Here is a 26,554-nt window from a genome sequence, read left to right as displayed (position 1 = left end):
TCGCGAACGGAGTGCGCGAAGGGCGGGTCTCAGGGGGTGGAGTCCGCCGCCGTACCGTCCACGAGCGGGTGCCGCGCCAGGTGCCCCAGCATCTCCCGGAGCCGCCCTGTCTCCCGGTCCGGCAGGGGCAGCAACGGCATGCGCGGGTCACCGGCCCCACGGCCCTGGAGCCGCAGGCCCGCCTTGACGGCCCTCGGCAGGCCCTCGCCGACGATGAACCGCAGGAACGGCAGCAGCTCCGCGAGGACGGCGTCGGCCCGTTCGTCGTCCCCGCCGGTCGCCGCGTCGTACAGCGCCAGGGCCCACTGCGGCACCAGACAGGGCGAGGCGGTGCACCAGCCGACGGCGCCGGAGCGGAAGGCTTCCAGCGCGACCGGATTGTTCCCGTTGTAGACGGACAGCGCCCCGTCGGACAGTTCACGGATGGCGCGGAAGCGGGCGACGTCGCCGGAGCTCTCCTTGACCATGGTGAGGTTCGGTATTCTGCGCGCGAGCGCGGCCACGGTCTTCGGCAGCAGGTCGACACCGCTGGTGCCGGGGTTGTTGTAGAGCATCATCGGAAGGTCGGTGGCGGCCGCCACCGCGGCGTAGTGCCGCTCCAGTTCCGTGTCCGTCAGCTTCCAGTACACCTGCGGGAGCACCATGATCGCGGTGGCCCCGTTGCGCGCGGCCACCCGGGCCCGGCGCACCGCGCCCTCCGTGCTCCAGTGCGAGACACCCACCAGGGTGGGAACCCTCTTCGCGACGGTCTGCACCGTGGTCTCGCAGACGGCGTCCCATTCCACCTCGCGCAGGTACGCGGCCTCACCGGTGCTGCCCAGCGGGGCGACGGCGTGGCTGCCCGCGGCCACCAGGTCTTCGGTGAGCCGGGCCAGGGCGGCGAGGTCGACTCCGCCGGTGGCCGTGTCGAAGGGAGTGACGGGGTAGGAGACGATGCCTCTCAGGGGCGGGTTCACCATCAGAGTTCCACCCGGCCCGAGAGGCAGTCGGGGTGGTTGCGCAGCGCCCTGCGTGCGTAGTAGGCGAAGTTCGCCTTGCTGCGGCGGTCGGTGGAGGTCCAGTCGTGGGCCTCACGGGCGAGCTCCGGGTCGAGGGGCCGGATGGTCCCCGCCGACATGGCGAGGAGCTGGAGGCGTGCGGCGCGCTCGATCAGCAGCGCCAGGTTGCACGCCTCTTCCACGGTGGCTCCGGTCACGAGCTGGCCGTGGTGGGCCAGGATGACGGCCCGTTTGTCGCCGAGGGCGCCGGCGATGATCTCGCCCTCCTCGTTGCCCACGGGGATGCCCGGCCACTCCTTGAGGAAGGCGCAGTCGTCGTACAGGGGAGTGGTGTCCATCTGGGAGACCTGGAGGGGGATCTCCAGCATCGCGAGGGCCGCGGTGTGCAGGGAGTGGGTGTGGGCGATGCAGCCGACGTCCTCCCTGACGCGGTAGATCCAGCTGTGGAAGCGGTTCGCGGGGTTCGGCATCCCCTCCCCTTCCAGGACCCGCAGGTCCTCGTCGACCAGCAGCAGGTTGCCCTCGGTGATCTCGTCGAAGCCGAGTCCCAGCCGCTGGGTGTAGTAGGTGCCGGGGTTCTGTCCGCGGGCGCTGATCTGCCCGGCCAGACCTGAGTCGTGTCCGCCGTCGAAGGCGATGCGGCACGTCAGGGCCAGCTTCTGGCGCGTGGTCAGCTCCGAGTCGCCGAAGTGGTCGTCCATCTGCCGCTTGGCGTGGTCGACGAGGACGTCCTTCGACTCCCGCAAGGTGCTTGCCATTCTCTGCTCCAGTTCCGAGGCCCGTCCGTCGCGGGCCTCGCGTCCGGGTGCCGTCCGGGACAGCACCCGGACGGCACGTGGAGGAAACAAGGTTGACCATAGGACACCTTGTGTCCTTGCGCAAGGGTGGACGCCCGCCGCGCGGCCGGCGCACGGGCGGCCGCGGCGGCACGTCCGGGCGTCCCGCACCGCGGTGTCCTGCTCTGCCCGGAGGGCGGCGGCAGCGTCCACGTCGGGCGACCGGCCCGACCGGACCGGAGCGGGCGTCCCTCCGCCGGGCAAGCGCCTCGAGCGGTCCGCGCCGAGCCGTGCGCAGTTCCTGGCCGCGCGCTCCGGGACGGCCCGCGCCCGGGGGTGCCGCCCGCCGGCGGGAGGGGGCGCACACCGTCTCGCCGAGCCGCCGCCGGGGTGTCGCGTCGTCCCGCCCGACCGGTCCTCACCGCACTTGAAAAGGGAGTACGCGAATGGCCGCACGCTCCCCCGCGTACTCCCTTGCGCTCGCTTGCGCTCCGGCCGACCGGGGCATCTTCCCGACCTGACTGTCCGACACCGTCGAACGGGGAGGTGCGCGGTGCACGGACCGGGACCGGCCGGCTGGCCGCTCGTCGCGCTGTGCGCGGCGACCGGGGCGTACTGCCTGTTGCGGATGCGCAGCGGGATCGAGGAGCAGCGCCGCACCGCGGGCGGCGAGGCGCTGATGGGATTCGGCATGGCCGCGATGGCGGTGCCCGCGGCGGTGCTGGCGCCGCCGCGCTGGGCGTGGGCCGCCTACGCGGCGGTGTTCGGGGCCGCCGCGCTGCACGCCCTGTGGGCGGCGCGGAGCGGTGCCTGCCACCTGCACCACCTGGTGGGCGCGCTCGCCATGGTCTACATGGCCGCGGCGATGGCGAGCGGAGCGCACTCGGGGGTGCCCGCCCTCACCGGGGTGCTGCTCGCGTACTTCACGGCGTACGTGCTGTGGGCCGGAGCCCGGCTCGTCCCGGTCGCGGTCGCCGCGCCCCCGGGGGGCACCGGGCCCGCCGGAGGGATGCGTACGGCCCGGTGGGGCGACCGGCTGGAGCTGGCCCGGGCCTGCAGACTCTCCATGGGCATCGCCATGCTCGCGATGCTTCTCGCGTTCTGAGGTGCGCTGCGCCGCGGGCCGGCCGTACTCGCCCCGGACGCGGCCCCGTCCACCCCGCCCGCCCTGTCCGGCTGTACGAAACCGTGGTCTGCGTCACTTGGGGGCGCGAGCCGTATCCCGCGGCGCGCCCCGCTCATAGGCTGCCTCCATGATGGTCCCCGCGGCACTGCTGCTGCTCGGCGCCCTGGCCGCCGTCCTCGCTCCGCGGCTGCTCGCCCGGACGGACTGGCAGGACCGCGAACCGGTGGTCGCCCTGTGGGCGTGGCAGTGCGTGGTGGTGGCCGTGCTCCTCTGCTGCGTGCTGTCGATGGCGCTCAGCGCGGCCGCCGCCTGGCAGGCGGTACGCGGTCATGTCTTCGCCCCCGCCCCGCACTCCGTGGTGGAGGCGTACGCGTTCACCGGAGGCCCCTGGGCCGCGGCGACGGCCGTGGCGCTCGCGCTCGGTGGCGTGTGGACCGCGACCGTGCTGGCCCGGGAGGTCGCCGGGGCCAGGGCCGAGCGCCGTCGCCGGCGCGGCGAACTCCTGCTGCGCGCCCCGCTGCTGCCCGGCGAGAAGCCGGACGGCGAGCGGCTGGTCGTCATCGAGGGCGACCGCCCCGACGCCCGGTGGCTGCCCGGTGCCACACCCCGGCTCGTCGTCACCACGGCCGCGTTGCGCCGCCTCAAGGGACAGCAGCTGGACGCGGTGCTCGCCCATGAGCAGGGGCACGCGCGGGCCCGGCACGACTGGCTGCTGCACTCCTCGGCCGCGCTGGCCACCGCTTTCCCCCGGGTCCCGGTGTTCGCGGCGTTCCGCGACGAGATGCACCGGCTGGTCGAACTCGCCGCCGACGACATGGCCTCGCGCCGGTTCGGCCGGCTGACGACCGCCCTCGCCCTGGTGGAACTCAACGAGGACAGCGGTGTGTTCGGCCCCTGCCCCACCCCCCGGGCCCATGTCCCCCAGCGGGTCGACCGGTTGCTCACTCCCCCGGACCGCCTCCCGCCCGTCCGCCGGCTGAAGCTCACCGCGGTCGCCGCGCTGGTGCCGGTGGTCCCGGTCCTGGTGGCCTTCGGGCCCGGTCTGCGGGCGCTCGGGTGAACGGGGGACCACCCGCGGGGGAACCCCGGGTTCGCCTCCGGACCCCCCGGTCGGCGAGGATCTGTCCATGCACTCTCCCGTCGACTCGCCGCCCCACGCGACAGGCCCCGGGATCGCCCTGCGCGTCGCCGCCGCCCTCGCCCTGCCCACCGCGCTGCTGCTCGTCCTGGTCGCCCTCTCCTGGGACCCGCTCATGGCCCTCGACGGCGACATCGCCCGCACCACGCACCGCTGGGCGGTCGACGATCCGGATCTGACCCAGGCGTTCCGCATCCTCACCGACTGGGTGTGGGACCCGTGGACGATGCGCGCCCTCGTCGCCGTCGCCGTCCTCTGGCTCGGCCTGCACCACGGCGCGTGGTGGCTCGCCCTGTGGCTGGCGGCCACCTGCCTCCTCGGCACGTTGCTCCAGCAGGGACTCAAGGCCGCCGTCGGCCGTGAGCGCCCGGTCTGGCCCGACCCCGTGGACTCCGCCCACTTCGCCGCCTTCCCCTCCGGGCACGCCATGACGGCGACGGTGGTGTGCGGCCTGCTGCTGTGGGTCCTGCGCCTGTACGGTGCCGGACGCCTCCTGTGGCGTACCGCGCTGACCGTGTCCGTCGTCTCCGTCGTCGGCGTGGGACTCACCCGGATCTGGCTGGGCGTGCACTGGTCGTCGGACGTGCTCGGCGGCTGGCTCCTGGGCGCGTTGTCGGTGGCGCTCGCGATGGCCGCGTACGCCCGGTTCCGGGGCGCCGGCGAGCCGCGCTGACGGGGCGGCGGGCGGGCGGCCGCCGCCCGGGGACCCGTCCGGCCGGTCCGAACCGGCGGCCGTGTCCGTCCCGGGAGTCCCGATCGGCACCGGCGGACACGTCTGACGCAGGAGTCCCATGGGCAGGCCCTACGGGACCGAGCTCCGCGGTTCCGGCGGCCGTACCCCCGCGCCGGGGCCGCACCACGCCGAAGGGACCTCCATGCACCGTTTCCTCCGTACCCCCTCGCTGCGGCACGCCGCGGCGGCCCTGGCCCTGACGCTCGCGGTGTCCGGGTCGGCGGTCTCCGCCACCGCGGCGTCTGCCCCGGGCGACCGGTCCTCGACCGGACCGTCCGGGCGCGCGTGGTTCACGTCCTGGGCGCAGTCCCAGCAGGAACTCGCCCCGGCCCCCCTGCGCGACCAGTCCGTTCGCATGATCGCGCGGCTCAGCCAGGGCGGGGGCGCACTGCGGGTCCGGATCCAGAACACCTTCGGCAAGGACCCGTTGACCGTCGGCGCCGCCACCGTCGGCCGGAGCGGCGCGGGGGACGCGTCGGTCAGCGGTGCCGTCCGTACCGTCACCTTCGACGGCCGGCGCGGGGTCGTCGTGCCGCCCGGCGGGGAGGTGTGGAGCGACGCCACGTCGCTGAGGACCCGTGCGCAGGACGACGTCGCGGTCTCCCTGTCCGTGTCCGGCACGGTCACGCCGGGAAGACACAGCAGCGCGTTCCGCACCAACTACCTGACCCCGCCCGGCTCGGGCGACCACACGGGCGAGGCGAGCGGCTCCGCCTACACGCAGACGACCGGCTCCACGTACCTGGTCAGCGCCGTCGACGTCCGCAACCCGGCGCTCAAGGGCACGATCGTCGCGTTCGGCAGCTCGGTCGTCGACGGGACCGGCAGCACCGACTGCGGCCCCGGGTGCACGCCGGACGGCACCGACCAGCGGTGGACGGACCACCTCGCCCGCCGCATCACGGCCGAACTCCCGCGCACCCGCCAGTTGGCGGTCGCCAACGCGGGCATCGGCGGCACGACCAGCTCCGACGCCTGCCCGCGCACTCCCGCCGGGGTCCAGGGCCTCGACGCGGCGGCCCGCCTGGAGCGCGACGTGCTCGCCCTGCACGGGGTGACCGGGGTCCTGTACTACTACGGCACGAACGACCTCGCCAACGGCTGTGACGCCGACCGGATCCTGCACAGCTACCGCGAGGTGTTCCAGCGCCTGCGCGCCGCCGGGGTCGAGGTCTACGTCACGCCCGTCACCCCACGTCCCGGCTACTCCGACCGGAACAACCTCGACCGCCACGCCGTCGGCACCTTCGTCAAGAAGCGGAACAGCTGCGACCACACCTGTGACGGCGTGATGGACTTCGACCAGGTGCTCAAGGACCCGCTGAAGCCCAACAGCATCGATCCGGCCTACGACACCGGCGACGGGGTGCACGTCAACATCGCCGGACAGCGCGCACTCGGCGACTTCGTGTCGCTGCCGATGCTCCTCGCGTCGGCCGCGCGCCGCTGAACCTGCTCTCCGTGCGTCATCACGGCGTCCCCGGCCGGTCCCTCCCGCGCTGAGACACCTGCCGGCGGCGTCCCGGGCGGGGTGACGGAGGCGGTATCCGGCCTGTTCGGCGGGTGACGACACGGAAGTGACTGATGAGTACGCGGCTTGGGTAAGGACCCCCCATGGCTGCCGTGTTGTTCGACTTCTCCGGGACCCTCTTCCGTATCGAGTCCACCAGATCGTGGCTGCGTGCCGTTCTGGCGGAGGCCGACGTACGGCTGCCCGACGAGGAGCTGATCCGCACGGCGAAGGAACTGGAGGCGGTGGGCGCCCTGCCCGGCGGGGCGCCCCGGTCGAGGCCGCTGCCCGACGAGCTGACCTCGTTGTGGGAGGTCCGCGACCAGAGCGCCGAACTGCACCGGGCCGCGTACACCGGTCTCTGCCGCCAGGTGGAGCTGCCCCTTCCGCAGCTGTACGACGCGTTGTACGACCGGCACAGGACTCCGGCCGCCTGGCGCCCGTACACCGACGCGGCCCAGGTACTGCACACGCTGTGCGAGCGCGGGGTCGCCGTCGGGGTGGTCAGCAACATCGGCTGGGACCTGCGCCCCGTGTTCCGGGCGCACGGCCTCGACGCGTACATCGACGCCTACGTCCTGTCGTACGAGCACGGTGTGCAGAAACCGGACGCCCGGCTCTTCGTGACCGCGTGCGCCGCCCTCGGGGCCGATCCGCGCGACACGCTGATGGTCGGGGACGACCGGCGGGCCGACGGCGGGGCGGCGGCTGTGGGGTGCAGGGTGCACTTCGTCGACCATCTGCCGGTCGTCGAGCGGCCGAACGGGCTGCGGCCCGTGCTGGATCTGGTCCCCCGCCCGGCCTCGTCCCCCGTACGGCCCGAGCCCCGCTCGCCCGGCCGCCGACGGCTCCTGTCCCGTCAGTTCCGGTAGTTCTCCACCTGCGAGGACGGCCGCACCCGTGCGTCGTCCGGGTTCTCGCCGAACTCGGACTTCGCGCGCCGCTGGCGCAGGAGGTCCCAGCACTGGTCGAGATCGCGTTCCAGCTGCCCGAGCCGTTGCTGTTCGGTCGCGCTGTCGATCTGTCCGGAGGCGAGGGCGTCCCGGAGCTTGCGTTCGTCGTCCACCATCGCCGTGATCCTGGCCAGGATCTGCTCTTGGTCCATGCGCGTACGCCTTCCTGGGAACCGCCCCCCGCTGTCCAGCCCACTGTAAGGAGCGGACGGCGGCTCGGCGACAGCGGAAGTGCCCGCAACGGAAGCGGCGGGAGCGGCGGCAGGAGGGCCGTGCCGTGCCCTGCCCGTCCGTCCGGGACGATCCCCCGCGTCGCCCCGGACGGACGGCAGCCCGGACGAGGTCCCCGGAGGGACCGGTCCGGATGCGCTGAGTATAGTTGGCTGGCAGCCAGTCAACGCAGGAGTACACAGGATGTCCCCTCGCAGCGCATCGGTCAATGAAGAGTTGCGGCGGCGTTCCCGCGAGAGGCTTCTGCAGGCGGCGTTGGAGCTGGTCAGCGAGCGGGGGTACGAGGCCACGACGCTGGGCGACATCGCGGACCGCGCGGGCTCGGCCCGGGGTCTCGTCTCGTACTACTTCCCCGGCAAGCGTCTGCTCGTCCAGTCCGCCGTGCACCGGCTGATGCACCGCACGCTGGAGGAGGCGCTGGAGCGCGAGCCGCGTACCGAGGACGGCCGGGAGCGGATGGCGCGGGCCATCGACGCGGTCCTGGGCCTCGCGCGGGAGCACCCCGTGCTGATGCGCCAGCACATGGCGGGCATCCTGCAGGGCGAGGGTTTCAAGCAGTGCCCGGAACAGCGCCGGCTGGCGGAGCTGCTCAGCGACACGGTGGTCCGCTACGGCTCGCGGGACACCGCCGCCGACTACCCCATGCTGCGGGCCCTGCTGATGGGCGCCGTGTTCGCGGCCCTGGTGCCCGGGGTCCCGATGCCGGTGCCGGTGCTGCGGGCCGAGCTGTTCCGGCGCTACGGGCTGGAGTGGGAGCGGGGTGCCCCGCCGGGCGCCGAAGCGCCCGGCGGGGCGTACCGCGAAGACCTCTCACGGTTCTTCGCCCCCGGGAGCCGCGAGGCGGAGCGCACCCGCGGGCGGACCGGTGGTCACGGCCGCGATGACGGCCGGACCCAGGAGCCGGACGCGGCCGGTCAGTCGAAGTAGTCCGGCTGCGTCTGGACGTTCAGCTCGCTCTGCCGGTTCCACTTGGCCGGGTCCGTACGGCGGTCGTCGATCCGCAGGACGTCGAAGCCCTTGGCGATGTCGTTCGAGTAGATGTGGCCGTTGTAGTAGTACGCGGACCACGAGCCGCCGGTGGCCAGCGTCGTGGTGCTCAGCGGGCCGCGCTCGAAGTAGGCGATCTCCTTCGGCTTGGAGGAGTTGGTGAAGTCCCAGACCGAGATGCCGCCCTGGTACCAGGCCTGGACCATGATGTCCTTGCCCTTGACCGGGATCAGCGAGCCGTTGTGGGCCACGCAGTTCTCGGTGTCGGCCTGGTGGCGCGGGATCTTGAAGTAGCTCTTGAAGACGAGCTTGCGCTTGTCGCCCTTGCCGACGATGTCGTAGATGCCGTCCGCGCCGCGGTTCGGGCCCACGGCCTCGTTGCAGGTGGCCGCGCCGCCGCCGCCCAGTTCGTCCGTGAAGACGACCTTGTCCGCCTTCTGGTTGAAGGTCGCCGAGTGCCAGAACGCGAAGTTCACGTTGTCCTGGACCTGGTCGATGATCTTCGGGTTCTCCGGGTCCTTGATGGAGAACAGGATGCCGTCGCCCATGCAGGCGCCCGCCGCGAGGTCCTTGGAGGGCAGCACGGTGATGTCGTGGCAGCCGGTGGTCTTGGAGACGCCCGGGTTGGTGGGCCCGCCCGGGTTGCCGCCACCGTCCGCGCCCTCACCGGGGAAGAGGACGGGGAAGCCGACGACCGCCGCCTTCTGCGGGGCCTTGCGCGGCACCTTGATGATGGAGATGCCGTCGTGCGGCGGCTGGCAGTCGGGGAACGTGGCGCTCGGCGAGTACGAGGAGACGTACACGTAGACGTTCTTGCGCTCCGGCACCAGCGTGTGCGTGTGCGAGCCGCAGGCGGTCTCGACGGCCGCGACGTACTTCGGGTTCCGCTTGTCGCTGATGTCGAAGATCTTCATGCCCTCCCACGAGGACTTCTCCGTCGCGGGCTGCGTGGTGCTGCTGCAGGAGTTGTCGCTGCGCGAGGAGTCCGTCGACAGGAACAGCAGGTCGCCGGAGACGGTGATGTCGTTCTGCGAACCCGGGCAGAGCACCTGGGAGACCGTCTTCGGGGCCTTCGGGTTGCTGATGTCGAAGATGCGGAAGCCGTCGTAGTTGCCGGCGAACGCGTACCTGCCCTGGAAGGCGAGGTCCGAGTTGGTGCCCGGCAGGGCGTCCTTGGGGATGTTGGCGAGGTGCCGGATGTTGTCCGAGTGGACGACCTCGTCCTGGCCGGGGATCTCGCCGTCGGCTATCGCCGCCCGGGCCTCGGCCGCCTGGCTCTTGGAGACCTTCTCCGGAGTCACCGGAGCGTCCCCGGGGTCGGGGGTCGCGACCGCGGGGCCTGCCGTGAGCAGTGCGGCCAGCAGGCCCGCCGCGGTGGCGGCGACGCCCAGACGTCTGCGCCGCGTTCGGTGGTTGTTCAACAGGGTCACTGCGTCCTCCCTTGTCGCCGTTCGAAGTCGAACGGTTCAGGTACCTCCGCAGTATCGTCTTCAGCATGCACAGATCAACAGGCGGCAACGTATTCGTAATGAATGTTTTTGATCAATGGCGTCCGGAAGCGTGCTAGGACGGTCATCAACACTCACAAGATGTCTGCCAATTCAGGTGCCACAGGAGGTCACTGTGCTCGCTCGCCGTACGTCCCGCCGTCTGGTCACGGTGTCCGTGACGGCCGTCGCCCTCGCGCTCGGCGGCTGCACGGGGTCGGACGACGACACGAAGTCCGCGTCCGGCACGGGCCCTTCGGTGATCGCCCCGGGCAAACCGGGCGAGGCCGCCGAGACGCTCTCGGCCGAGGAGGCCGCGGAGCAGCGCTCCGACGACGACAGGCCCAACTCCGCCGACTTCGACTACGCCCGGATGATGATCGAGCACCACACCCAGGCCGTCGAGATGACCGAACTCGCCCCGAAGCAGGCGTCTTCGGCGCGGGTCAAGCGGCTCGCCGAGCGGATCTCGGCCTCGCAGGGCCCGGAGATCGAGGCGATGGAGGCATGGCTCAAGAACAACGGCGGCGACAGGCAGAGCGGGAAGAGCGGGAAGCACCACCACGACGTGATGCCGGGCATGGCGACCGGGCCGCAGCTGAAGACGTTGCGCGCGGCGAGGGGCAAGGCGTTCGACGAGCTCTTCCTGAAGCTGATGATCACGCACCACAACGGGGCGATCACCATGGCCACGGATGTCCTGTCGCAGGGCAACAACATCCAGATAGGCGAGATGGCCGACGACGTGATAGCCCAGCAGACGACGGAGATCAGCCGGATGCGCGAGATGTGACGGAGGACCCGTCCCCGGGACCCGTCCCGAAGGGGCGCGGGGAACCGCGCGGCCGGCCCCGCGCACCCGCACCCGCACCCGCACCCGAAACGCAACTGCCCCGGCGGGCACCGGTGGGCCCCGGCGAGCGGGTCGGCGGTGAGCGGGTCAGCGGCGCACGTGGCGCGGCGTGAGGAGTCCCGCGTCCCGCGCCCCCGCGATCAGCCTGAGCGCGCGGCGCCGCCCGTGCCCCGTCGCGGACATCACCGCGAGCACCGGATCCCGGCCCGCCCGCTGGGCCGCCAGGTACTCCCCGGCGACGAGGCGACGGCTCTCGACGCCGCGCGGCCGGGCCGGGCGCGCGTGCCGCTTCTCGGAGCCCCCGGCGCCGTCCTGGGTGCCCGGCGCCGCGGCCGCACCCCCGCACGCCTCCAGCAGCGGCCCCTCGATCCAGTCGGAGAGCACCGCCAGGTCGTCGAGCGAGAGCGCGGGCCGGGCACGTACGTCCTCGACGGAGACGCACCCCTCGCACACCGCCGCGAGCAGGTCCACCCCGGCGCCGTCGCCGAAGCTCAGCCGGACGTCGCACCACGTCGTGGCGGTGTCGTTCTCCCGTACTTCCCAGGCGCGCCGTACGGACACCGCCCCGTCCGGCTCATCACGATCGGAAAGATTAAGAAAGGATGTTTCCAGCACAGACGCAACGTAACCGCGCGATCACACCAGTGGTGAACCGGCACGCGCGTGCGGCACACGCGGCACACCGTCGGCGCAGCGCTCCGCTCCGCCCGCGGCACACCGTCCCGCCCCTCCCCCGGCGCGCGGTGCGGTGCGATGCTGGGAGACACCAGTGAACTCCTCGTTCGCCGTTCGCCACGGGGAAGGGGTCGTACCGTGCTGCAGGTCGCCGTCGTCGGCTCGGGGCCGAGTGGGGTGTACGCCGCCCAGGGCCTCGTCCAGCAGGAGCAGGTGCCGGGAGTCAGGGTGGACGTCCTGGACCGGCTGCCGTGCCCGTACGGACTGGTGCGCTACGGCGTGGCACCCGACCACAAGAAGATCAAGTCGTTGCAGGGCACGCTGCGCACGGTCCTGGAGCACGAGCGGGTGCGGTTCCTCGGCGGGGTCCGGGTCGGCCCGGACGGGCTGCCGGCCGCCCGGCTGAGGGAGCTGTACCACGCGGTCGTGTACTGCGTGGGCGCCGCCACCGACCGGCACCTCGGAGTGCCCGGGGAGGACCTGCCGGGCAGCTGGTCGGCGACCGACTTCGTGTCCTGGTACAGCGCGCACCCTGACACCGTGCCCGACGGTTTCGCGACGGGCGGTTTCGTGGCCGGCGCGCGGGCGGCGGTCGTCATCGGCGTGGGGAACGTGGCGGTGGACGTGACCCGGATACTGGCCCGCGGCGCCGCGGAACTGAGTCCGACCGACATTCCCCAGGCGGCCCTCGCCGCGCTGGCCGGCAGCCGGGTGCGGGAGATCCGGATGGTGGGGCGGCGCGGCCCCTCGCAGGCCCGCTTCACCACCAAGGAGCTGCGGGAACTGGGCGGCCTGCCCGACACCGGGGTCGTCGTGGACCCGGCGGAGCTGGCGCTCGATCCCGCGTACGCGGATCCGTCCGCCCTGCCCGGCGTGCAGCGGCGCAACGTCGAGGTGCTGCGCGGGTGGGCCGAGCGGCCGCAGGCCGCGGGCTCCCGGCGGATCCGGCTCCGCTTCTTCCTGCGGCCGGTCGAGCTGCTCCCGGACGCGGGAGGGGACCGTGTGGGCGCGGTCCGCTTCGAGCGGACGCTCCCCGACGGCCGCGGGGGCGTGACGGGCACGGGACGGTACGAGGACATCGAGGCCCAGCTGGTGCTGCGCTCGGTCGGCTACCGGGGGGTGCCCCTGGAGGGCCTGCCGTTCGACGCGGACCGGGGCACCGTCCCGCACCTCGCGGGCCGTGTCCTGCGGGACGGCTCGGTCGCGTCCGGCGAGTACGTGGCCGGCTGGATCAAGCGCGGTCCCACGGGCGTCATCGGCACCAACCGCCCCTGCGCGAAGGAGACGGTGGCCTCGCTCCTGGCGGACGCCCCCGCCCTCGCACGGCGCGAGGTGCCACCGGACCCGCTCGCCGCCCTGCGCGCCCAGGGACTGCACCCGGTCGACTGGTCGGGCTGGCAGGCCATCGAACGGGCGGAGGCGGAACTGGGCGCCTCGCTCGGCAGGGGCGTGGTCAAACTTCCCGACTGGCAGTCACTGATGCGGGCGGCCAGGGGGCAGGGCACCGCCTGAGGGCTCCTCGGCTCCCCCGGCTCCCCCGCTTCCTCCGCCCCCGCTTCCCGCCGAAGGCGGTCAGCGGTTCCCGAGCCGGGCGGCCTGCCGCGCCGCCGCCGCGAGCACGCTGTCGAGAAGGCCGGGGAACAGGTCGTCGAGATCGTCCCGCCGCAGTCCGTTCATCTTGGCGGTGCCCCGGTAGATCTGCCGGATCACCCCGGCCTCGCGCAGCACCCGGAAGTGGTGCGTGGTCGTGGACTTGGTGACGGGCAGGTCGAAGTGGGAGCAGGAGAGCTCGCCGCCGTCGGCGGCGAGCTCACGCACCACCTGCAGCCGCAGCGGGTCGGAGAGTGCGTGCAGCACGGCTTCCAGCCGGATCTCCCCGCGGTGGGGGTGCGGCAGGTCGCGGCTGCTGCCGGTCGGGGCGGCGGTGGTCACGGCGACTCCAGTCCGTCGGGTCCGGAGGTCCCTCCGGAGGCCCTCATCGTACGAGAGATTGTACGAGGACTCTCGTAGTTTGACATCTCCCGTACTACGATGTCTATCGTACGAGTTGTCAACCGGCCCCGCCCCACGATTGGAGTCCGCCGTGAGCGCGCTCTTCGAGCCCTACACCCTGCGCGAGCTGACCGTCCCGAACCGGGTCTGGATGCCGCCGATGTGCCAGTACTCGGCCGCGCCGGACGGGCCCTCGGCGGGCGCCCCCGACGACTGGCACTTCGCGCACTACGCCGCGCGTGCCGCCGGCGGCACCGGCCTGATCATCGTCGAGGCCACCGCGGTCAGCCCCGAGGGCCGGATCTCGCCGTACGACCTGGGCATCTGGAACGACACCCAGGTCGAGGCGTTCCGGCGGATCACGCGCTTCCTGGCGTCCCAGGGCACGGTCCCCGCCATCCAGCTCGCGCACGCCGGCCGCAAGGCCTCGACCGAGCGTCCCTGGAAGGGCGGCGCGCCCGTCGGGCCCGACGCCCACGGCTGGCAGCCGCTCGGACCGAGCCCGCTCGCCTTCGACGAGAACCACCCCGTGCCGACCGAGCTGACGGTGGAGGGGATCCGGGAGGTCGTCGGCCAGTTCGCCGACGCCGCGCGGCGGGCCCTGGACGCCGGGTTCGAGATCGCCGAGATCCACGGCGCGCACGGTTACCTGATCGGCGAGTTCCTCTCCCCGCACTCCAACCGGCGCACCGACGCGTACGGCGGCTCGTACGAGAACCGTGTGCGCTTCGCCCTCGAAGTGGTCGACGCCGTGCGCGAGGTGTGGCCCGACGACAAGCCGCTCTTCTTCCGCATCTCGGCCACCGACTGGCTGGAGGAGAACGGCTGGACCGCCGACGACACGGTCCGCTTCGCCGCCGGGCTGACCGCCCACGGCGTCGACCTGCTCGACGTGTCCACGGGCGGCAACGCGGCCGGGGTACGCATCCCCACCGGGCCCGGCTACCAGGTCCCCTTCGCCGCGCGGGTCAAGGACGAGACGTCCATGGCGGTCGCCGCCGTCGGCCTCATCACCGATGTCGGGCAGGCCGAGAAGATACTCGCCAACGGTGAGGCGGACGCCGTGCTGCTCGGCCGGGAACTGCTGCGCAACCCCTCGTGGGCCCGGCACGCGGCCCGCGAGCTCGGGGCGGCCGTGCACGTGCCGGACCAGTACCACCGCTCGGTCTGACGGGACCCGTCCGCGGCGGACCCCGCTCCGGTGGGGTCCGCCGCGGGCGCGCTCTACTTCCGGCGGTCGAGCCACTCGGTGAAGCGGGTTCCGGCCAGGTGGGCGCCGGGACCGGGGAGGAGTTCGCGCCCCCGGACGTGCGCCCCGAAGTAGCCGACCGACTCGTCGGTGACCACCTCCCGCGGGTCCTTCTCCGCCGCCAGGCCCGTGCGGACGAACTCGTCGAGGCGCAGCTCCTCGGGGCCCGCCACCTCGGTGACGGCGTTCAGCGGGGCCGCCACGGCGACCCGGCCGACCGCCTCCACCACGTCGTCGGAGGCGAGGGGCCGGAGGAGCGAGGAGGGCAGCCGCACGGTCCCGCCCCGGGTGGCACCGGCCGCGATGCCCTTCGCGAACTCGAAGAACTGCGTGGCGCGCACGATGGAATACGGGATCCCGGACTTCCTGATCAGCTCTTCCTGGACGGCTTTGGCGCGCAGGTAGCCCGAGTCGGGCAGCCGCTCGCTGCCGACGACCGACAGGGCGACGTGGTGCCCCACGCCCGCCGCGGCCCCGGCCGTGAGGAGGTTGCCCGTGGACGTGCGGAAGAACTCCAGTACCGCGCCGTCCTCGAAGGAGGGCGAGTTGGAGACGTCGACGACGACGGAGGCGCCCTTCAGCGCGTCGTCGAGGCCCTTGCCCGTGACGCTGTCGACGCCCGTGCCCGGGGAGGCCGGGAGGGCCTCGTGGCCGTCCGCCCGGAGCCTGTCCACCAGCTTCGACCCGATGAGTCCGGTACCACCGATCACTACGATCTTCATGGGGCGACCTTTCCGGTTGTGTACGAGGGTTGTGCGCGAGAGACGTGCACGAGGGACGTGCGCGAGGGGATCGGATCCGCTCGCCCTGTGGACCGCACAGGGTCCGTACTTGTGACAGCCTTCTCCGTCCCGTGCCCTCACCTGCGGCGACATTCCGTCCGAGGGTGACTGTCAGTGCCGGGGTGCAGACTGACCGGCACTTGAGACAACGACGTCCGGAGGTGGTCGGCATGACCGAAGTACTGCTCACGGTGGGCACGCGCAAGGGACTGTTCGTCGCACGGCGGCGCGGCGGGACCTGGGAGTTCGACGAGAGCCCCTGCTTCAACGCGCAGGCGGTCTGTTCGATCGCGATCGACACCCGTACCGAAGTGCCGCGGCTGCTCGTCGGCGGCGACAGCGCCCACTGGGGGCCCTCGGTGTTCCACTCCGACGACCTGGGGCGCACCTGGACCGAGCCGGCCAGGCCCGCCGTCAGGTTCCCGCAGGACACGGGTGCCTCACTGGAGCGGGTGTGGCAGCTGCACCCGTCGGAGGCCGAGCCGGACGTGGTGTACGCGGGCACGGAGCCCGCGGCGCTGTACCGCTCGGCGGACCGCGGCGAGTCCTTCGAGCTGGTCCGTCCCCTCTGGGAGCACCCCACGCGCTCGCGGTGGGTACCGGGCGGCGGCGGTGAGGGCCTGCACACGATCCTGACCGACGCCCGCGACCCGGGAGCGGTGACGGTCGCGGTCTCCACGGCGGGCGTCTTCCGCACGCGCGACGGCGGGGAGAGCTGGGAGCCGTCCAACTCCGGGATCTCGGCGGTCTTCCTGCCCGACCCGGACCCCGAGTTCGGCCAGTGCGTCCACAAGGTCGCGCGGGACGCGGCGGCACCGGACCGTCTCTATCTGCAGAACCACTGGGGTGTGTACCGCAGCGACGACGCGGGGACGCACTGGACGGACATCGGCGAGGGCCTGCCGTCCACGTTCGGCTTCGCCGCCGTCGCCCATCCCCGCCGCGGCGGCACCGCCTATGTGTTCCCGATCAACGCCGACTCGGACCGGGTCCCGGCGGACCGCCGGTGCCGCGTGTTCCGTACGGCGGACGCGGGCGGGAGCTGGGAGCCGCTCTCGGCGGGGCTGCCGCAGGAGGACCACTACGGCACGGTGCTGCGCGACGCCATGTGCACGGACGGCGCCGACCCGGCGGGCGTCTACTTCGGCAACCGCAACGGCGAGGTGTTCGCGTCGGCCGACGACGGCGACAGCTGGCAGCAGCTCGCGTCCCATCTGCCGGACGTGCTCTGCGTACGGGCCGCGGTGATCGGTTGAGCGCCGCCGGCCGCCGTGCCCGCCCCGGGGTCAACGCCCCCCGAGGACGGGGCACATACCACCGCGGGCCGTACGGCGGCGTCGAGTTGATCAACAGCCCTTCCGCGGCAGTAGGGTGACGCCGTGGCACCACGACCCTTGCATGAGATCGTCGAACCCGGCTGGGCCAGGGCCCTCGAACCGGTGGCCGGGCGGATCGCCGGGATGGGGGACTTCCTGCGCGCGGAGATCGCCGCGGGACGCACCTACCTCCCGGCGGGCCCGAACGTGCTCCGCGCCTTCCAGCAGCCCTTCGACGACGTCCGAGTCCTGATCGTCGGCCAGGACCCCTATCCGACACCGGGGCACGCGGTGGGGCTGTCGTTCTCGGTCGCGCCCGAGGTGCGGCCGCTGCCGGGCAGCCTCCTGAACATCTACCGGGAGCTGAGCACCGACCTCGGTCTGCCCCCGCCGTCCGACGGGGATCTGACCCCGTGGACCCGGCAGGGCGTACTGCTGCTCAACAGGGCGCTCACCACGGCTCCGCGCCGGCCGGCCGCCCACCGCGGCAAGGGCTGGGAAGAGGTCACCGAGCAGGCGATCCGGGCCCTGGCCGCGCGCGGGAAGCCGCTGGTGTCGATCCTGTGGGGACGTGACGCCCGCAATGCCCGGCCGCTGCTGGGCGACCTGCCCTCGGTGGAGTCGGCGCACCCTTCGCCCATGTCGGCGGACCGCGGCTTCTTCGGCTCGCGGCCCTTCAGCCGGGCCAACGAGCTGCTGGTCCGGCAGGGAAGTGACCCCGTGGACTGGCGGCTGCCGTGACCGGCCCCGGCGGCCGGCCGGGGGTGCTGGGGGTGGACTCCGGCGGGTCGGGGCTGCGGATCGTCCTGGTGGCCGACGGGGGCCGGGCCACGGCGCCGCCGGTGTCCGGGGAGCCGGTGCGCACCGGACCGCGCGGCATCGACGCCGGGCACCTGCTGGCACAACTGGTACCGACGGCGCGGCGGTTGATGGCCGACGCCGGGGTGAGCACGCTGCGGGCCGTCACCGTCGGAGCCGCCGGTCTCACCACCCTGGGCGACGACCTGCGCGCCGAGCTGCCCCCGGCGCTGGCCCGTGAGCTGGGAGTGCGGCGGCTGGCCCTGGTCGCCGACGCCGTCACGGCGTACACCGGGGCGCTCGGGCAGCGGGCGGGCGCGGTCGTCGCGGCCGGCACCGGGATGATCGCGATCGGCACGGACCTGCGCGTGTGGCGCCGGGCGGACGGCTGGGGCCATCTGCTGGGCGACAGCGGCAGCGGGGCGTGGATCGGCCGGGCGGGCCTCGACGCGGCGCTGCGCCGCCACGACGGGCGGCCCGACGGCTCGGCCGCGCTCCTCGCACGCGTCGACGCGGTGTTCGGATCCGCCTCCGCGCTGCCGGGACGGCTCTATCCGCGGCCCGACCGGCCGGCCGTGCTGGCCTCCTTCGCACCCGAGGTGGCCGCCTGCGCCGACGACGGCGACCCGGTGGCGACCGGCATCCTGGCCGCCGCGGCCCGGCACATCGCCGACACGGCCGCCGCCGTGTGCCCCGCGCCGGCGGACGGCGCGACCGGCGGCGCGTGCCCGGAGGAGGTCCCGCTCGCCCTGACCGGTGGGCTGTTGAGGATGGGCGAGCCCCTCCTCGTACCGCTGCGGGCCGCCCTCGCGGACCGGTTGCCGTACGCGCGGCAGGTCCCGGCCGCGGGCGACCCGCTCGACGGTGCCGTGCATATCGCCGTCGAGCTGGCCGACGGCCGTCTGACGCTGCCGCCCGACGACAGCATGCTGTACGTCGTGCGGGATGCCGAACCCCCCGGCGTCCGATCGCGGGACCGTCCGTTGTGAACCGTCCGACGTGAACCGTCCGTTGTGATCAGCGGATAAACATCGGCAGGTAACCAGGAAGATCAATCCGTACGTAACTCATCAGACAAAAGCGGACGGATACCGCTCACCTGCACCCTCCCCGAACAGGGAAGCCCAGGAAACCAGTAACATTCGGCGCCATGAGCTCCCCCACTGGGCCCGCGTCCGGCCTGCCAGTACGAATGCCGCGACCCCGCCAGCCCGGCCGGCACCGCCGACCGGAACCGCTGGCGGCTCCCGAGGGTGCGCCCGCGCTCGTCCTCGCGGTGCCGGGCACGCCCAGCGCCGCCACCCGCAGCCTCGCCGAGGAGCTCGTGAGCATCGCGCGCTCCGAGCTGCCCGGTCTCGACGCCCGGATCGGGTACCTGGACGGGGACGACACGGAGTTCCCCACCCTCCAGTCGGTGCTCGCGCGCGCCTCCGAGGAGCGCGTCGCGCGCTTCGAGCAGGCCCGCGCGGCCGGTGTGGACGCGGTGGAGCCCGACGGCCCCGTCGCCGTGGTCGTGCCGCTGCTCGCCGGCCCGGACCACGCGCTGCTGCGCCGTGTCCGCCAGGCCGTCATGGACAGCCGTGTCGCGGCCGAGCTGACCGATGTGCTCGGCCCGCACCCGCTGCTCGCGGAGGCGCTGCACGTGCGGCTGTCCGAGGCGGGGCTGGCGCGCGCCGACCGGGCCAGGCTGTTCACCGTGGCGACGGCCGCGGACGGGATCATCCTGGCGTCCGTGGGCGGCGACGAGGCCGTGCAGGCGGCCGGGATCACCGGCATGCTGCTCGCCGCGCGGCTCGCCGTGCCCGTGATGGCGGCGGCGCTGGACGAGGAGGGCGCGATCGCGGCCACCGCCGAGCAGCTGCGCACCTCGGGTTCCCAGCAGCTGGCGCTCGCCCCGTACCTGATCGGCCCCGAGCTCGACCCGGGTCTGCTCGACGAGGCCGCGAAGGAGGCGGGCTGTTCCGCCGCCGAGGCGCTGGGCTCGTACCCGGCGATCGGCAAGCTGGCGCTCGCCAAGTACACGACGGCCCTCGGCATCGCGCCGCAGCAGCCGCAGGGCGCGCCGGTGCGCTGACGAGGCGTCCGCGCACCCGCACCACCCCCGAAGGGCCCGCTCCCGTTCCCGGAGCCGGGCCCTTCGGGGTTCCGGCCCCGCCGGGCCCCGCTAGTCGAGCACCACGCAGGACGCCGCCGGCGCCCTGACCGACCCGCCGCGCTGCGGCAGGCCGGTGCCGGGGTCCACCGTGAACCAGGTGACGTTCCCGGAGCGCTCGTTGGCCACGTACAGGAAGCGGCCGGTCGGGTCGAGGGCCAGGGCCCGCGGCCAGACGCCGCCGCACGGCACCGTGGCGACCAGCCGCAGGCCCGCGTCGGCCGGGCCGGGCACGAACACCGAGAGGACGTCCTGGCCGCGTGTGGCGGTCCACACGAAGCGGCCGTCGGGCGACACGACGATGCCGGACGGGTAGGCGTCGCCGTCCGGCAGGTCGGGCAGCACGGGCGTCTCCTCCACCGGTCTGAGCGTGCCCCCGACCGCGTCCCAGCGGCAGGCGGTGACGGTGGGCGAGAGTTCGTTGAGGACGTACGCGCGTTCGCCGTCGGGGTGGAACGCCAGGTGGCGGGGGCCCGAGCCGGGCCGCAGCGCGACCTCCCGGTGCAGCGCGAGTGTGCCGTCGCGCAGCGAGCACACCCGCACCGAGTCGGTGCCGAGGTCGACGCTCACGGCCCAGCGGCGGCTCGGGTCGGGCTGGACGTGGTGGGCGTGCGGGTCCTGCTGGCGCGGGGTGTGCGGACCGGAGCCCTCGTGCCGCAGCACACCGGCGACCGCGCCGAGGCTCCCGTCGTGGCGGACGGGCACGGCGCTGACGCTGCCCGATCCGTAGTTGGCGGTCAGGACGTGCCCGTCGAAGAGGCTCAGATGGGTGGGCCCGCTGCCGGCGACCGGCACCGGCGGGCCGGCCAGGGAGGGTTCGTCGTCCTTCACGCGGTAGGCGGCGAGCGCGCCCTCCGCCGTCTCGCTCACCGCGTAGAGCATGTCCCCGCCGGGCGACAGGGCCAGGTAGGAGGGGTCGGCGACGCCGTTCACCGCGCTCAGCAGCGTCAGGGCGCCGGTCCGCCCGTCCACGGCGGCGGTGAGCACGCCCAGTCCTCCCGCCGCCGTGAAGGAGCCGATGTACGCCCGTCGCCGCCGTCCGTCGCCGTCCGTCACTGCGTCCCCTCTCGGTACTGCGCCTCAGCGTCTTCTCTGCGTTTTCCGCACGCCTTCGGTGGCGACGGTAGCAGCGAATGGCCTAGACCAACCGGGAACCCTCGCGCGTCCCGCCGCGCGTCCGGGTGTGTGCCGCCGGACGGTGCACGCCTCGTGCGCGTACGGGATGCCTCAGGTGCCCGTGAGCGGGCCGCGCAGCGGGGTGGCCAGTGCGGCGAGCGCCCGTTCCAGGCCGTGGAGGTGGGCCAGGGCCTGCTCGGCCGCGGAGTGAGGGACCTGCCCGGTCCCGGCGTGGTGGCCGGGCACGTCCGCGGCGGCCGTCACGGCGCGCTCCGGGACCGCGCCGACCAGGACCTCCACGGCCGCTTCGACGCGTCCGCAGGCAGCGGTGAGGCGTACGTCGTGCGAGGCGTCCGGGTCGGCGGCGACGGCCGCGAGTCCCCGTGCCTCCCGGGCGCACTCGTCCAGGAGGGCGAGCACCTGACGGGCGCGCTCCTTGCGGGCCCGCACCGGGTTGAGCGGGTGCACGAGCGGTGCGAGGGAGAACCGGACCCGGCCGAGCAGGACCTCCAGTTCGGCCGCCCGCGCCGCGGGGTCGGCTTCGGGGTCGCCGGCGAGGCGCCGGGCCGCCGCCGCGGTGCAGCCGTGCACGGCACGCACGGCCTGGCCCACCCAGCGGTCGGTGACCGCGTGCGTGGTGACCGGCAGGACCAGTGCGACCGCCAGCACGGCACCGAGGGCGCCGACGGCGGTCTCGGTGAGGCGCAGGCCCAGCAGAGCCGGGTCCAGCACACCGAGCAGGCCGTACAGCAGGCCCGCCAGCACGGTCACGAAGAACATCATCCAGCTGTAGGAGAGCGGCGCGGTGTAGAAGATGCCCCAGACGCAGACGGCCACGATCGCCGCCGTGGGTGCCGGGGCGCCGTCCAGGGGCACGGCGACCAGCAGTCCCACCGCGATGCCGGCGACCGTGCCGACCACGCGCCGCCAGCCGCGTACGAGGGTCTCGCCGCGCGAGGAGGTGTTGACGAAGATCCACCAGGCGGTGCCGACGGCCCAGTACCACCGCTCGTGCGAGAGGACCGGGCCGGCGGCGACGGCGAACGCGCAGGCGGCCGTCGCCTGGAAGGCCTGGCGGGTGGTCGGCCGGGAGAGGCCGCGGCCGGCCGGTGCCGCGGGCGTGACCGGTGCCGGGGTGCGCCGCTCGACGCACCACACACCGAACCGCACCGCCGAGGACGCCGCGAGCGCCAGCGTCATCGCGGCGTACAGCTGGGGGAGCCGGTCCGGGACCGCGTGCAGGAACTGGGTGACGAAGAAGGTCATGAACGCGAAGATGCCGAGCGCGTGGCCGCGGGGTCCCCAGCGGCGGGCGTACACGCCGCAGAAGATCACGGCCAGCCAGGCCGCGTCGCGCAGGGCCGGTGCCGTGTGCAGCACGCTCGCGAGGGCGAGGGCCGGGAAGCCGACGACGGGCAGCAGGGCGGTGGTGACGGCCTGGCCGCGTACGGTCGGGTCGCCGACCGTGAACAGCGCGAGGAGCGCGGTGAGGCCGCCGGCGATCGAGGCCGGCAGCGGGAGCCCGGCGAGTTCCGACAAGGTCACGGCGAGGCCGATGCCGAGGACCGCCCGCAGCGAGATCCGCAGCCGCAGCAGGCCCGGGTCCGGAGCCGTGAACATCTTCTTCACCGTGGGCAGCCCTCCCTGTTCCGTCTCCTGTGTCGCCCCGTTCCGTGCCGGTCGCACGTCGCGGTGCCGGTCGCACGTCGCGGCCCGTGCGTGCGGCTCCAGGACCGGACACGCGCGCGGCCGGCCCGCTCGCGGCACACGCGGCGCATGGGAATGGCGCCGCGGGTCCGGTACGGCTTCCTTGCCGTCCGGCGCTTCACGACGCCATCAGTACCCCCACGTTAAGCAGGAGGGACGCACCGGCTCAACAGGCTCGTGATCCGCTGGGCCATTGGTACAGTCGGAAACGATCATCGAAGACCGCAGGGAGACCAACGGACCATGACCGTGGACGCGCTCGACACCCGGATCCTCCGGCTGCTGCTGGAGCAGCCGCGCACCAGCGTGCGGGAGTACGCCCGCGTCCTGGGGGTGGCCCGCGGCACGCTGCAGGCGCGGCTCGACCGGCTGGAGAGGGACGGAGTGATCACCGGGACGGGCCCCTCCCTCTCCCCCGCGGCGCTGGGCCACCCGGTGCTCGCCTTCGTGCACATCGAGGTCACCCAGGGGCATCTCGACGACGTGGGGGACGCGCTGGCCGCCGTGCCGGAGATCATCGAGGCGTTCTCGATCACCGGCGGCGGGGATCTGCTGACGCGGGTCGTGGCGCGGGACAACGGGCACCTGGAGGACGTGATCCAGAAGCTGATCAGCCTGCCGGGGGTGGTCCGCACGCGCACGGAGGTGGCGTTGCGCGAGCGGGTGCCGCAGCGGGTGCTGCCGCTGGTGGAGTCGATCGGCCGTACGGCGCGGGCATGACCGGGACGCGACCGCTCCCCACGGCCGCGGGGCACGTGGGGAGCAGGACGGCCGGGAGGAGTGCGGATCAGCGGGTCCGGGTGACCCGGTGTTCCTTGAGGGCCGCGCAGTTGGAGCCCGTCATCTGCACGTAAACGTTGCCGATGTTGCCGCCCCAGTCGATGCAGTGACCCTTGCCGTACACGTACCCCGGTCCCGCGTACGACGTGTACCGGCCGCTGTCCTGAGCGCTCTCCCCCGTGTCGGGGACGTAGATCCCCGCGCCCATGTCCACCGCGGTGCCCGGGGTGCTGCGGATGGTCACGACGCAGTTCTCGGCGTTGGCGGCGTTGTACGTCAGGTAGACGGTGCCGAGGGAGCCGACGGGCGCCGAGTTCACGGTCTTGTAGGCGCTCCCGCAGACCTTCTGCGGCGTGGTGTTGGGCGCGGCGGAGGCGGGCGCCGCCAGCGCGGTCGTGGCACCTAAGGCCAGCGGGGCGAGCGCGGCGGCGGTCAGGACGGAACGGTTGAATCTCATGTTTCCCCCTTGTGGTCCTCGGAGCCGGTTGCTCCTGCTCCATGTGACACGCGGGGCCGCGGAACGGTTGTGTGGTGCCCGGAGGAAAAGCGGCCCGGGTGGGGGTCCGCCCGGGCAGCAGGAAGCCCGGCTGGACGGGGGTTCCAGCCGGGCTTCGGTACAGGGGTGCCGGGGTGTCGGCGCGGCCACGCGCCGGCCCGCCGGTCAGTGCTGGCCGCGGGCGGAGCTGGACGCGCCGCCGAACAGCCGTGCCACGGCCCGGAACGGCAGGGTGACGACAGTCGCGATGGCTCCGCCGATGGACCGAAGAACGTCTGCGATTGCCTTCAACACGGTGGGCCTCCATTCGCCTCCGGCGCGGGCGCCGGATCTGATGTGCCGTTGTACGGCCGGTCATTGGGGCGTGTGCCCGGTGATCGTCCACAAAAACCGACCCCTTTCCCGCCCTTGTCCGCGGCGCCTGCTCCCGGTCTCGTCCGAGAGTGATTAACCCATCGCCGAAGGTGCGAAAATCTATGCTGGCGGGAGTAGACATTGGAGTACGGGGTGGTTATGGTTTCTTCCGTAACCGAGATCGAGCAGGCCCGGCAGAGACGAACTGCCGGGAAGTGGTGCGCAGGATGAAGCAGTGCGCATTTCAGCAGCGAGGTCGATGAGCGGTGCCCCGGTAAAGGCGTCGGCTGCGGGCGCGCGTACCGGGGAGTTCGGCAAGTGATGGATCAAGAGGAAGAACGGAGGAGTTGAGCACCATCGGATCGCCCGGGCGTTCGACGTGCGGATGGTGCAGCAGTTCCTTCGGGGCCTTGGTGCCGTACGGCGCCAGGGCCCCTCGACGTGTGCCCCACAGAGAGGCGAGATGACAGCAGACGACGCGTTCGGCCGTCTCGACGACGACGATTACCCCGCCTACACGATGGGCCGGGCCGCCGAGATGCTCGGCACCACCCCCGGCTTCCTGCGCGCCATCGGCGAAGCACGACTGATCACTCCGCTGCGCTCCGAGGGCGGACACCGCCGCTACTCCCGTTACCAGTTGCGCGTCGCGGCCCGCGCCCGTGAACTCGTGGACCAGGGCACCCCCATCGAGGCCGCCTGCCGCATCGTCATCCTCGAGGACCAGCTCGAAGAGGCCCGGCGCATCAACGCCGCCCACCAGCACACCGCGCACGACCCCCGCCGCACGACAGCGGTCTGAACCGTCCGCACCCACCGGCGCCGGCGCCTGCACCCGCACCGGCGCACCCGGACCGGCCGCGCCGGGCGGCTTCCGGTCCGGCGCCGTGTCCCGGCCTCACTTCACGCCCGCCGCGTCGAGCAGGGCCGCGGCCGTCGTCGTGGTCAGGCCCCGCAGGGTCTCCGCCTTCGCGCCGGCCCGGGCGCTCGCACCGTCGAAGACCAGGGCGAGCTGGCGGGCGAGGAGTTCGGGGTCGCGGGCGCCGCCGCGCTCGGCCTCCGCCCTGAATGCCTCCAGCAGCGTGCCCTTGGCCCGCAGGGCGACGACGCTGGCCGGGTGCCCGGGGTCCTTGAGCTCGACCAGCGCCGACAGGAACGGGCAGCCCCGGTAGCCGTCCTCCGCCGACACCTCCTCCAGCTGCCGGAAGACGTGCAGGATCCGCTCCCGGGGCGGCCGGGGGCTCTCGTCGCCCAGACCGAGCCGTCGCCCGTACTCGGGCGCACGCCGCTCCAGGCTCGCCGCCAGCACGTCGTCCTTGCTCTCGAAGAGCTGGTACATCGAGCGCTTGGACACCCCTGCCGCCCGGCACAGCGCCTCCACACCGATGGAGACACCCTCGCGGTAGAAGAGCTCCGTGGCCGCGTCGAGCAGCCGGTCCCTCGTGGATGTCTTGTCCGTGCTGGTGGCCATGGAGCGAGACTACCTCCGCGGGACAGGGGGCGATCAGGCGGCCAGCTGCGGGTACAGCACCGGGATGTCGGCCGCCAGACCGGACTTGACCCGCCTGGTCAGGTCGTCGGCGAGCACCTCGAAGGCCCCGCTCTCGATGCCGTCGAGCGCCTGGGCCGCCACGTCCGCGGGCAGGGACTTGGGGGCGTCGATCGCGGCGGTCATGTCCGTGTCGACGTACCCGACGTGCAGTCCGGTGACACCGATCCCCCGCGGGGCGAGGTCGAGCCGCAGGGAGTTGGTCTGGGACCAGAGGGCGGCCTTGGAGGCGCTGTACGAGCCGGCCAGGCCGATCCACGACAGCACCGAGTGGACGTTCAGGATGTGGCCGCCCCCGTTGCGCTCGATCACGGGGACGAACGCCCGGGCGGTGAACAGCGGCCCGTAGAAGTTGGTCTCGAAGTCCTTGCGCACGTCGTCGACCGGCGATTCCAGGAACGACGTGTGCATGGAGACACCCGCGTTGTTGATCAGAACGGTGACGTCCCCGGCCTGTTGGGCTGCCGCCGCGACGGACGCGGGGTCGGTGACCTCCAGGGCCAGCGGTACGGCCCGGGGGTCCGTGACCGTCCGCGGGTCGCGGGCGGTGGCGTACACCTTCTCCGCCCCCCGGTCGAGGAGCCCTTCCACCAGCGCCTTGCCGATGCCCCTGGCACCACCGGTGACCAGGACGACGGCACCCTCGATTGCGGTCATGACACCCTCCGGACTCAACCGTTCAGCACGGGGAAACCGATCGGTTTCCCTTCTTCCGAAGAGTAAACCGATCGGTTTTACAGCGCAAGCCCGGTCGCCACGGAAAACGGGAGTGGTCCCGCCGTGACGGCGGGACCAC

28 protein-coding genes are annotated in these 26,554 nt (G+C 73.2%); 15 read left to right on the top strand and 13 right to left on the bottom strand.

From position 1 onward, the window contains the following. Positions 1–29: 29 nt before the first annotated feature. Both KM933_RS20135 and KM933_RS20130 read right to left on the bottom strand, forming a co-directional pair. Entirely contained in the window at positions 30–959 is a 930-nt protein-coding gene (locus KM933_RS20135; RefSeq protein ID WP_221354122.1) for a dihydrodipicolinate synthase family protein, read from the bottom strand. Next, a complete protein-coding gene (locus KM933_RS20130; protein WP_221354120.1) occupies positions 959–1,756 on the bottom strand; it encodes an aldolase in 798 nt (265 codons plus the stop codon). The genes KM933_RS20135 and KM933_RS20130 overlap by 1 nt, the downstream gene beginning before the upstream one ends. Before the next feature lie 571 nt (positions 1,757–2,327). Here KM933_RS20130 and KM933_RS20125 point away from each other — a divergent pair. The 5 genes from KM933_RS20125 (at position 2,328) to KM933_RS20105 (ending at position 7,153) form a co-directional block, all read left to right on the top strand. Continuing rightward, entirely contained in the window at positions 2,328–2,879 is a 552-nt protein-coding gene (locus KM933_RS20125; RefSeq protein ID WP_221354118.1) for a DUF5134 domain-containing protein, read from the top strand. Between the two features lie 148 nt (positions 2,880–3,027). Continuing rightward, entirely contained in the window at positions 3,028–3,960 is a 933-nt protein-coding gene (locus tag KM933_RS20120) for a M56 family metallopeptidase (protein WP_221354116.1), read from the top strand. Positions 3,961–4,027: 67 nt separating this feature from the next. Beyond that, entirely contained in the window at positions 4,028–4,711 is a 684-nt protein-coding gene (locus KM933_RS20115; protein WP_221354114.1) for a phosphatase PAP2 family protein, read from the top strand. Positions 4,712–4,913: 202 nt separating this feature from the next. Next, positions 4,914–6,221 carry a GDSL-type esterase/lipase family protein gene (locus tag KM933_RS20110; RefSeq protein WP_221354112.1) on the top strand — a complete coding sequence of 436 codons (1,308 nt, stop codon included), beginning with the start codon at positions 4,914–4,916 and terminating at the stop codon, positions 6,219–6,221. Between the two features lie 164 nt (positions 6,222–6,385). Then, positions 6,386–7,153: an HAD family hydrolase gene (locus KM933_RS20105; RefSeq protein ID WP_221354110.1), complete on the top strand. Its 768-nt coding sequence runs from the start codon at positions 6,386–6,388 to the stop codon at positions 7,151–7,153. On the opposite strand, the gene KM933_RS20100 is transcribed toward KM933_RS20105, so the two are convergent. Next, a complete protein-coding gene (locus KM933_RS20100) occupies positions 7,141–7,386 on the bottom strand; it encodes a DUF2630 family protein (protein WP_221354108.1) in 246 nt (81 codons plus the stop codon). The two genes, KM933_RS20105 and KM933_RS20100, sit on opposite strands and share 13 nt — an antisense overlap. A gap of 262 nt (positions 7,387–7,648) precedes the next feature. Between KM933_RS20100 and KM933_RS20095 the strand changes: the two genes are divergently transcribed. Beyond that, entirely contained in the window at positions 7,649–8,392 is a 744-nt protein-coding gene (locus KM933_RS20095) for a TetR/AcrR family transcriptional regulator (protein ID WP_221354106.1), read from the top strand. On the opposite strand, the gene KM933_RS20090 is transcribed toward KM933_RS20095, so the two are convergent. Continuing rightward, a complete protein-coding gene (locus KM933_RS20090; protein ID WP_221354104.1) occupies positions 8,380–9,882 on the bottom strand; it encodes an LVIVD repeat-containing protein in 1,503 nt (500 codons plus the stop codon). The genes KM933_RS20095 and KM933_RS20090 overlap by 13 nt on opposite strands. A 193-nt stretch (positions 9,883–10,075) precedes the next feature. Between KM933_RS20090 and KM933_RS20085 the strand changes: the two genes are divergently transcribed. Next, entirely contained in the window at positions 10,076–10,732 is a 657-nt protein-coding gene (locus tag KM933_RS20085; RefSeq protein WP_308013469.1) for a DUF305 domain-containing protein, read from the top strand. 147 nt (positions 10,733–10,879) lie between these two features. Here KM933_RS20085 and KM933_RS20080 read toward each other — a convergent pair whose 3' ends face one another. After that, positions 10,880–11,407 carry a DUF6214 family protein gene (locus KM933_RS20080; RefSeq protein ID WP_308013468.1) on the bottom strand — a complete coding sequence of 176 codons (528 nt, stop codon included), beginning with the start codon at positions 11,405–11,407 and terminating at the stop codon, positions 10,880–10,882. Positions 11,408–11,605: 198 nt separating this feature from the next. Here KM933_RS20080 and KM933_RS20075 point away from each other — a divergent pair, with 198 nt between their 5' ends. Continuing rightward, positions 11,606–12,979 carry an FAD-dependent oxidoreductase gene (locus KM933_RS20075; RefSeq protein WP_221354099.1) on the top strand — a complete coding sequence of 458 codons (1,374 nt, stop codon included), beginning with the start codon at positions 11,606–11,608 and terminating at the stop codon, positions 12,977–12,979. A gap of 60 nt (positions 12,980–13,039) precedes the next feature. Here the strand turns inward: KM933_RS20075 and KM933_RS20070 are convergent, their stop codons facing one another. Then, a complete protein-coding gene (locus KM933_RS20070; protein ID WP_221354098.1) occupies positions 13,040–13,399 on the bottom strand; it encodes an ArsR/SmtB family transcription factor in 360 nt (119 codons plus the stop codon). Between the two features lie 151 nt (positions 13,400–13,550). Here KM933_RS20070 and KM933_RS20065 point away from each other — a divergent pair, with 151 nt between their 5' ends. Beyond that, the gene (locus KM933_RS20065) at positions 13,551–14,630 is read left to right on the top strand and encodes an NADH:flavin oxidoreductase/NADH oxidase (protein WP_221354096.1); all 1,080 of its coding nucleotides are present in this window, start codon (positions 13,551–13,553) and stop codon (positions 14,628–14,630) included. 53 nt (positions 14,631–14,683) lie between these two features. Here the strand turns inward: KM933_RS20065 and KM933_RS20060 are convergent, their stop codons facing one another. Further along, a complete protein-coding gene (locus tag KM933_RS20060) occupies positions 14,684–15,430 on the bottom strand; it encodes an SDR family oxidoreductase (protein WP_221354094.1) in 747 nt (248 codons plus the stop codon). A gap of 230 nt (positions 15,431–15,660) precedes the next feature. Between KM933_RS20060 and KM933_RS20055 the strand changes: the two genes are divergently transcribed. The 4 genes from KM933_RS20055 (at position 15,661) to KM933_RS20040 (ending at position 19,678) form a co-directional block, all read left to right on the top strand. Continuing rightward, on the top strand, positions 15,661–16,746 hold the full coding sequence (locus KM933_RS20055) for a WD40/YVTN/BNR-like repeat-containing protein (protein WP_221354092.1): 1,086 nt from the start codon (positions 15,661–15,663) through the stop codon (positions 16,744–16,746). Between the two features lie 123 nt (positions 16,747–16,869). Then, positions 16,870–17,547: a uracil-DNA glycosylase gene (locus KM933_RS20050; RefSeq protein WP_221354090.1), complete on the top strand. Its 678-nt coding sequence runs from the start codon at positions 16,870–16,872 to the stop codon at positions 17,545–17,547. Beyond that, positions 17,544–18,593 carry an N-acetylglucosamine kinase gene (locus tag KM933_RS20045; RefSeq protein ID WP_221354088.1) on the top strand — a complete coding sequence of 350 codons (1,050 nt, stop codon included), beginning with the start codon at positions 17,544–17,546 and terminating at the stop codon, positions 18,591–18,593. The genes KM933_RS20050 and KM933_RS20045 overlap by 4 nt, the downstream gene beginning before the upstream one ends. Before the next feature lie 161 nt (positions 18,594–18,754). Further along, positions 18,755–19,678, top strand: a complete 924-nt coding sequence (locus KM933_RS20040; RefSeq protein WP_221354086.1) for a sirohydrochlorin chelatase — start codon at positions 18,755–18,757, stop codon at positions 19,676–19,678. Positions 19,679–19,768: 90 nt separating this feature from the next. Here KM933_RS20040 and KM933_RS20035 read toward each other — a convergent pair whose 3' ends face one another. Both KM933_RS20035 and KM933_RS20030 read right to left on the bottom strand, forming a co-directional pair. Next, complete coding sequence (locus tag KM933_RS20035) at positions 19,769–20,812, bottom strand: lactonase family protein (RefSeq protein WP_221354084.1); 1,044 nt, start codon at positions 20,810–20,812, stop codon at positions 19,769–19,771. A 171-nt stretch (positions 20,813–20,983) separates the two neighbouring features. Then, positions 20,984–22,492: an FUSC family protein gene (locus tag KM933_RS20030; protein ID WP_221354228.1), complete on the bottom strand. Its 1,509-nt coding sequence runs from the start codon at positions 22,490–22,492 to the stop codon at positions 20,984–20,986. A gap of 330 nt (positions 22,493–22,822) precedes the next feature. Here KM933_RS20030 and KM933_RS20025 point away from each other — a divergent pair, with 330 nt between their 5' ends. After that, a complete protein-coding gene (locus KM933_RS20025) occupies positions 22,823–23,299 on the top strand; it encodes an Lrp/AsnC family transcriptional regulator (protein WP_221354082.1) in 477 nt (158 codons plus the stop codon). 67 nt (positions 23,300–23,366) lie between these two features. On the opposite strand, the gene KM933_RS20020 is transcribed toward KM933_RS20025, so the two are convergent. Then, the gene (locus KM933_RS20020) at positions 23,367–23,816 is read right to left on the bottom strand and encodes a spore-associated protein (RefSeq protein ID WP_221354080.1); all 450 of its coding nucleotides are present in this window, start codon (positions 23,814–23,816) and stop codon (positions 23,367–23,369) included. Positions 23,817–24,020: 204 nt separating this feature from the next. Next, entirely contained in the window at positions 24,021–24,149 is a 129-nt protein-coding gene (locus tag KM933_RS39440) for an LPFR motif small protein (protein ID WP_308013467.1), read from the bottom strand. A gap of 523 nt (positions 24,150–24,672) precedes the next feature. On the opposite strand from KM933_RS39440, the gene KM933_RS20015 reads away from it, so the two are divergent. Continuing rightward, the gene (locus KM933_RS20015; protein ID WP_221354078.1) at positions 24,673–25,011 is read left to right on the top strand and encodes a helix-turn-helix domain-containing protein; all 339 of its coding nucleotides are present in this window, start codon (positions 24,673–24,675) and stop codon (positions 25,009–25,011) included. Positions 25,012–25,107: 96 nt separating this feature from the next. On the opposite strand, the gene KM933_RS20010 is transcribed toward KM933_RS20015, so the two are convergent. Continuing rightward, positions 25,108–25,680, bottom strand: a complete 573-nt coding sequence (locus KM933_RS20010) for a TetR/AcrR family transcriptional regulator (protein WP_221354077.1) — start codon at positions 25,678–25,680, stop codon at positions 25,108–25,110. 33 nt (positions 25,681–25,713) lie between these two features. Beyond that, positions 25,714–26,415, bottom strand: a complete 702-nt coding sequence (locus tag KM933_RS20005; protein WP_221354076.1) for an SDR family oxidoreductase — start codon at positions 26,413–26,415, stop codon at positions 25,714–25,716. Between the last annotated feature and the right edge of the window lie 139 nt (positions 26,416–26,554).

Origin of the sequence: Streptomyces beigongshangae (assembly GCF_019710745.1) — a bacterium.
In the GTDB taxonomy this organism is placed as follows: Bacteria; Actinomycetota; Actinomycetes; order Streptomycetales; family Streptomycetaceae; genus Streptomyces; species Streptomyces beigongshangae.
Note: the sequence above shows the minus strand (reverse complement) of the source record. Positions and strands in the feature narration are given on the sequence as shown.

Excerpts from the sequence above, each read along its gene's own strand:
- KM933_RS20030 (WP_221354228.1), bottom strand. The coding sequence starts at position 22,492 with ATGTTCACGGCTCCGGACCCGGGCCTGCTGCGGCTGCGGATCTCGCTG.
- KM933_RS20040 (WP_221354086.1), top strand. The coding sequence starts at position 18,755 with ATGAGCTCCCCCACTGGGCCCGCGTCCGGCCTGCCAGTACGAATGCCG.
- KM933_RS20130 (WP_221354120.1), bottom strand. The coding sequence starts at position 1,756 with ATGGCAAGCACCTTGCGGGAGTCGAAGGACGTCCTCGTCGACCACGCC.
- KM933_RS20120 (WP_221354116.1), top strand. The coding sequence starts at position 3,028 with ATGATGGTCCCCGCGGCACTGCTGCTGCTCGGCGCCCTGGCCGCCGTC.
- KM933_RS20060 (WP_221354094.1), bottom strand. The coding sequence starts at position 15,430 with ATGAAGATCGTAGTGATCGGTGGTACCGGACTCATCGGGTCGAAGCTG.
- KM933_RS20135 (WP_221354122.1), bottom strand. The coding sequence starts at position 959 with ATGGTGAACCCGCCCCTGAGAGGCATCGTCTCCTACCCCGTCACTCCC.
- KM933_RS20015 (WP_221354078.1), top strand. The coding sequence starts at position 24,673 with ATGACAGCAGACGACGCGTTCGGCCGTCTCGACGACGACGATTACCCC.
- KM933_RS20055 (WP_221354092.1), top strand. The coding sequence starts at position 15,661 with ATGACCGAAGTACTGCTCACGGTGGGCACGCGCAAGGGACTGTTCGTC.
- KM933_RS20005 (WP_221354076.1), bottom strand. The coding sequence starts at position 26,415 with ATGACCGCAATCGAGGGTGCCGTCGTCCTGGTCACCGGTGGTGCCAGG.
- KM933_RS20115 (WP_221354114.1), top strand. The coding sequence starts at position 4,028 with ATGCACTCTCCCGTCGACTCGCCGCCCCACGCGACAGGCCCCGGGATC.
- KM933_RS20100 (WP_221354108.1), bottom strand. The coding sequence starts at position 7,386 with ATGGACCAAGAGCAGATCCTGGCCAGGATCACGGCGATGGTGGACGAC.
- KM933_RS20020 (WP_221354080.1), bottom strand. The coding sequence starts at position 23,816 with ATGAGATTCAACCGTTCCGTCCTGACCGCCGCCGCGCTCGCCCCGCTG.
- KM933_RS20025 (WP_221354082.1), top strand. The coding sequence starts at position 22,823 with ATGACCGTGGACGCGCTCGACACCCGGATCCTCCGGCTGCTGCTGGAG.
- KM933_RS20105 (WP_221354110.1), top strand. The coding sequence starts at position 6,386 with ATGGCTGCCGTGTTGTTCGACTTCTCCGGGACCCTCTTCCGTATCGAG.
- KM933_RS20010 (WP_221354077.1), bottom strand. The coding sequence starts at position 25,680 with ATGGCCACCAGCACGGACAAGACATCCACGAGGGACCGGCTGCTCGAC.
- KM933_RS20095 (WP_221354106.1), top strand. The coding sequence starts at position 7,649 with ATGTCCCCTCGCAGCGCATCGGTCAATGAAGAGTTGCGGCGGCGTTCC.
- KM933_RS20110 (WP_221354112.1), top strand. The coding sequence starts at position 4,914 with ATGCACCGTTTCCTCCGTACCCCCTCGCTGCGGCACGCCGCGGCGGCC.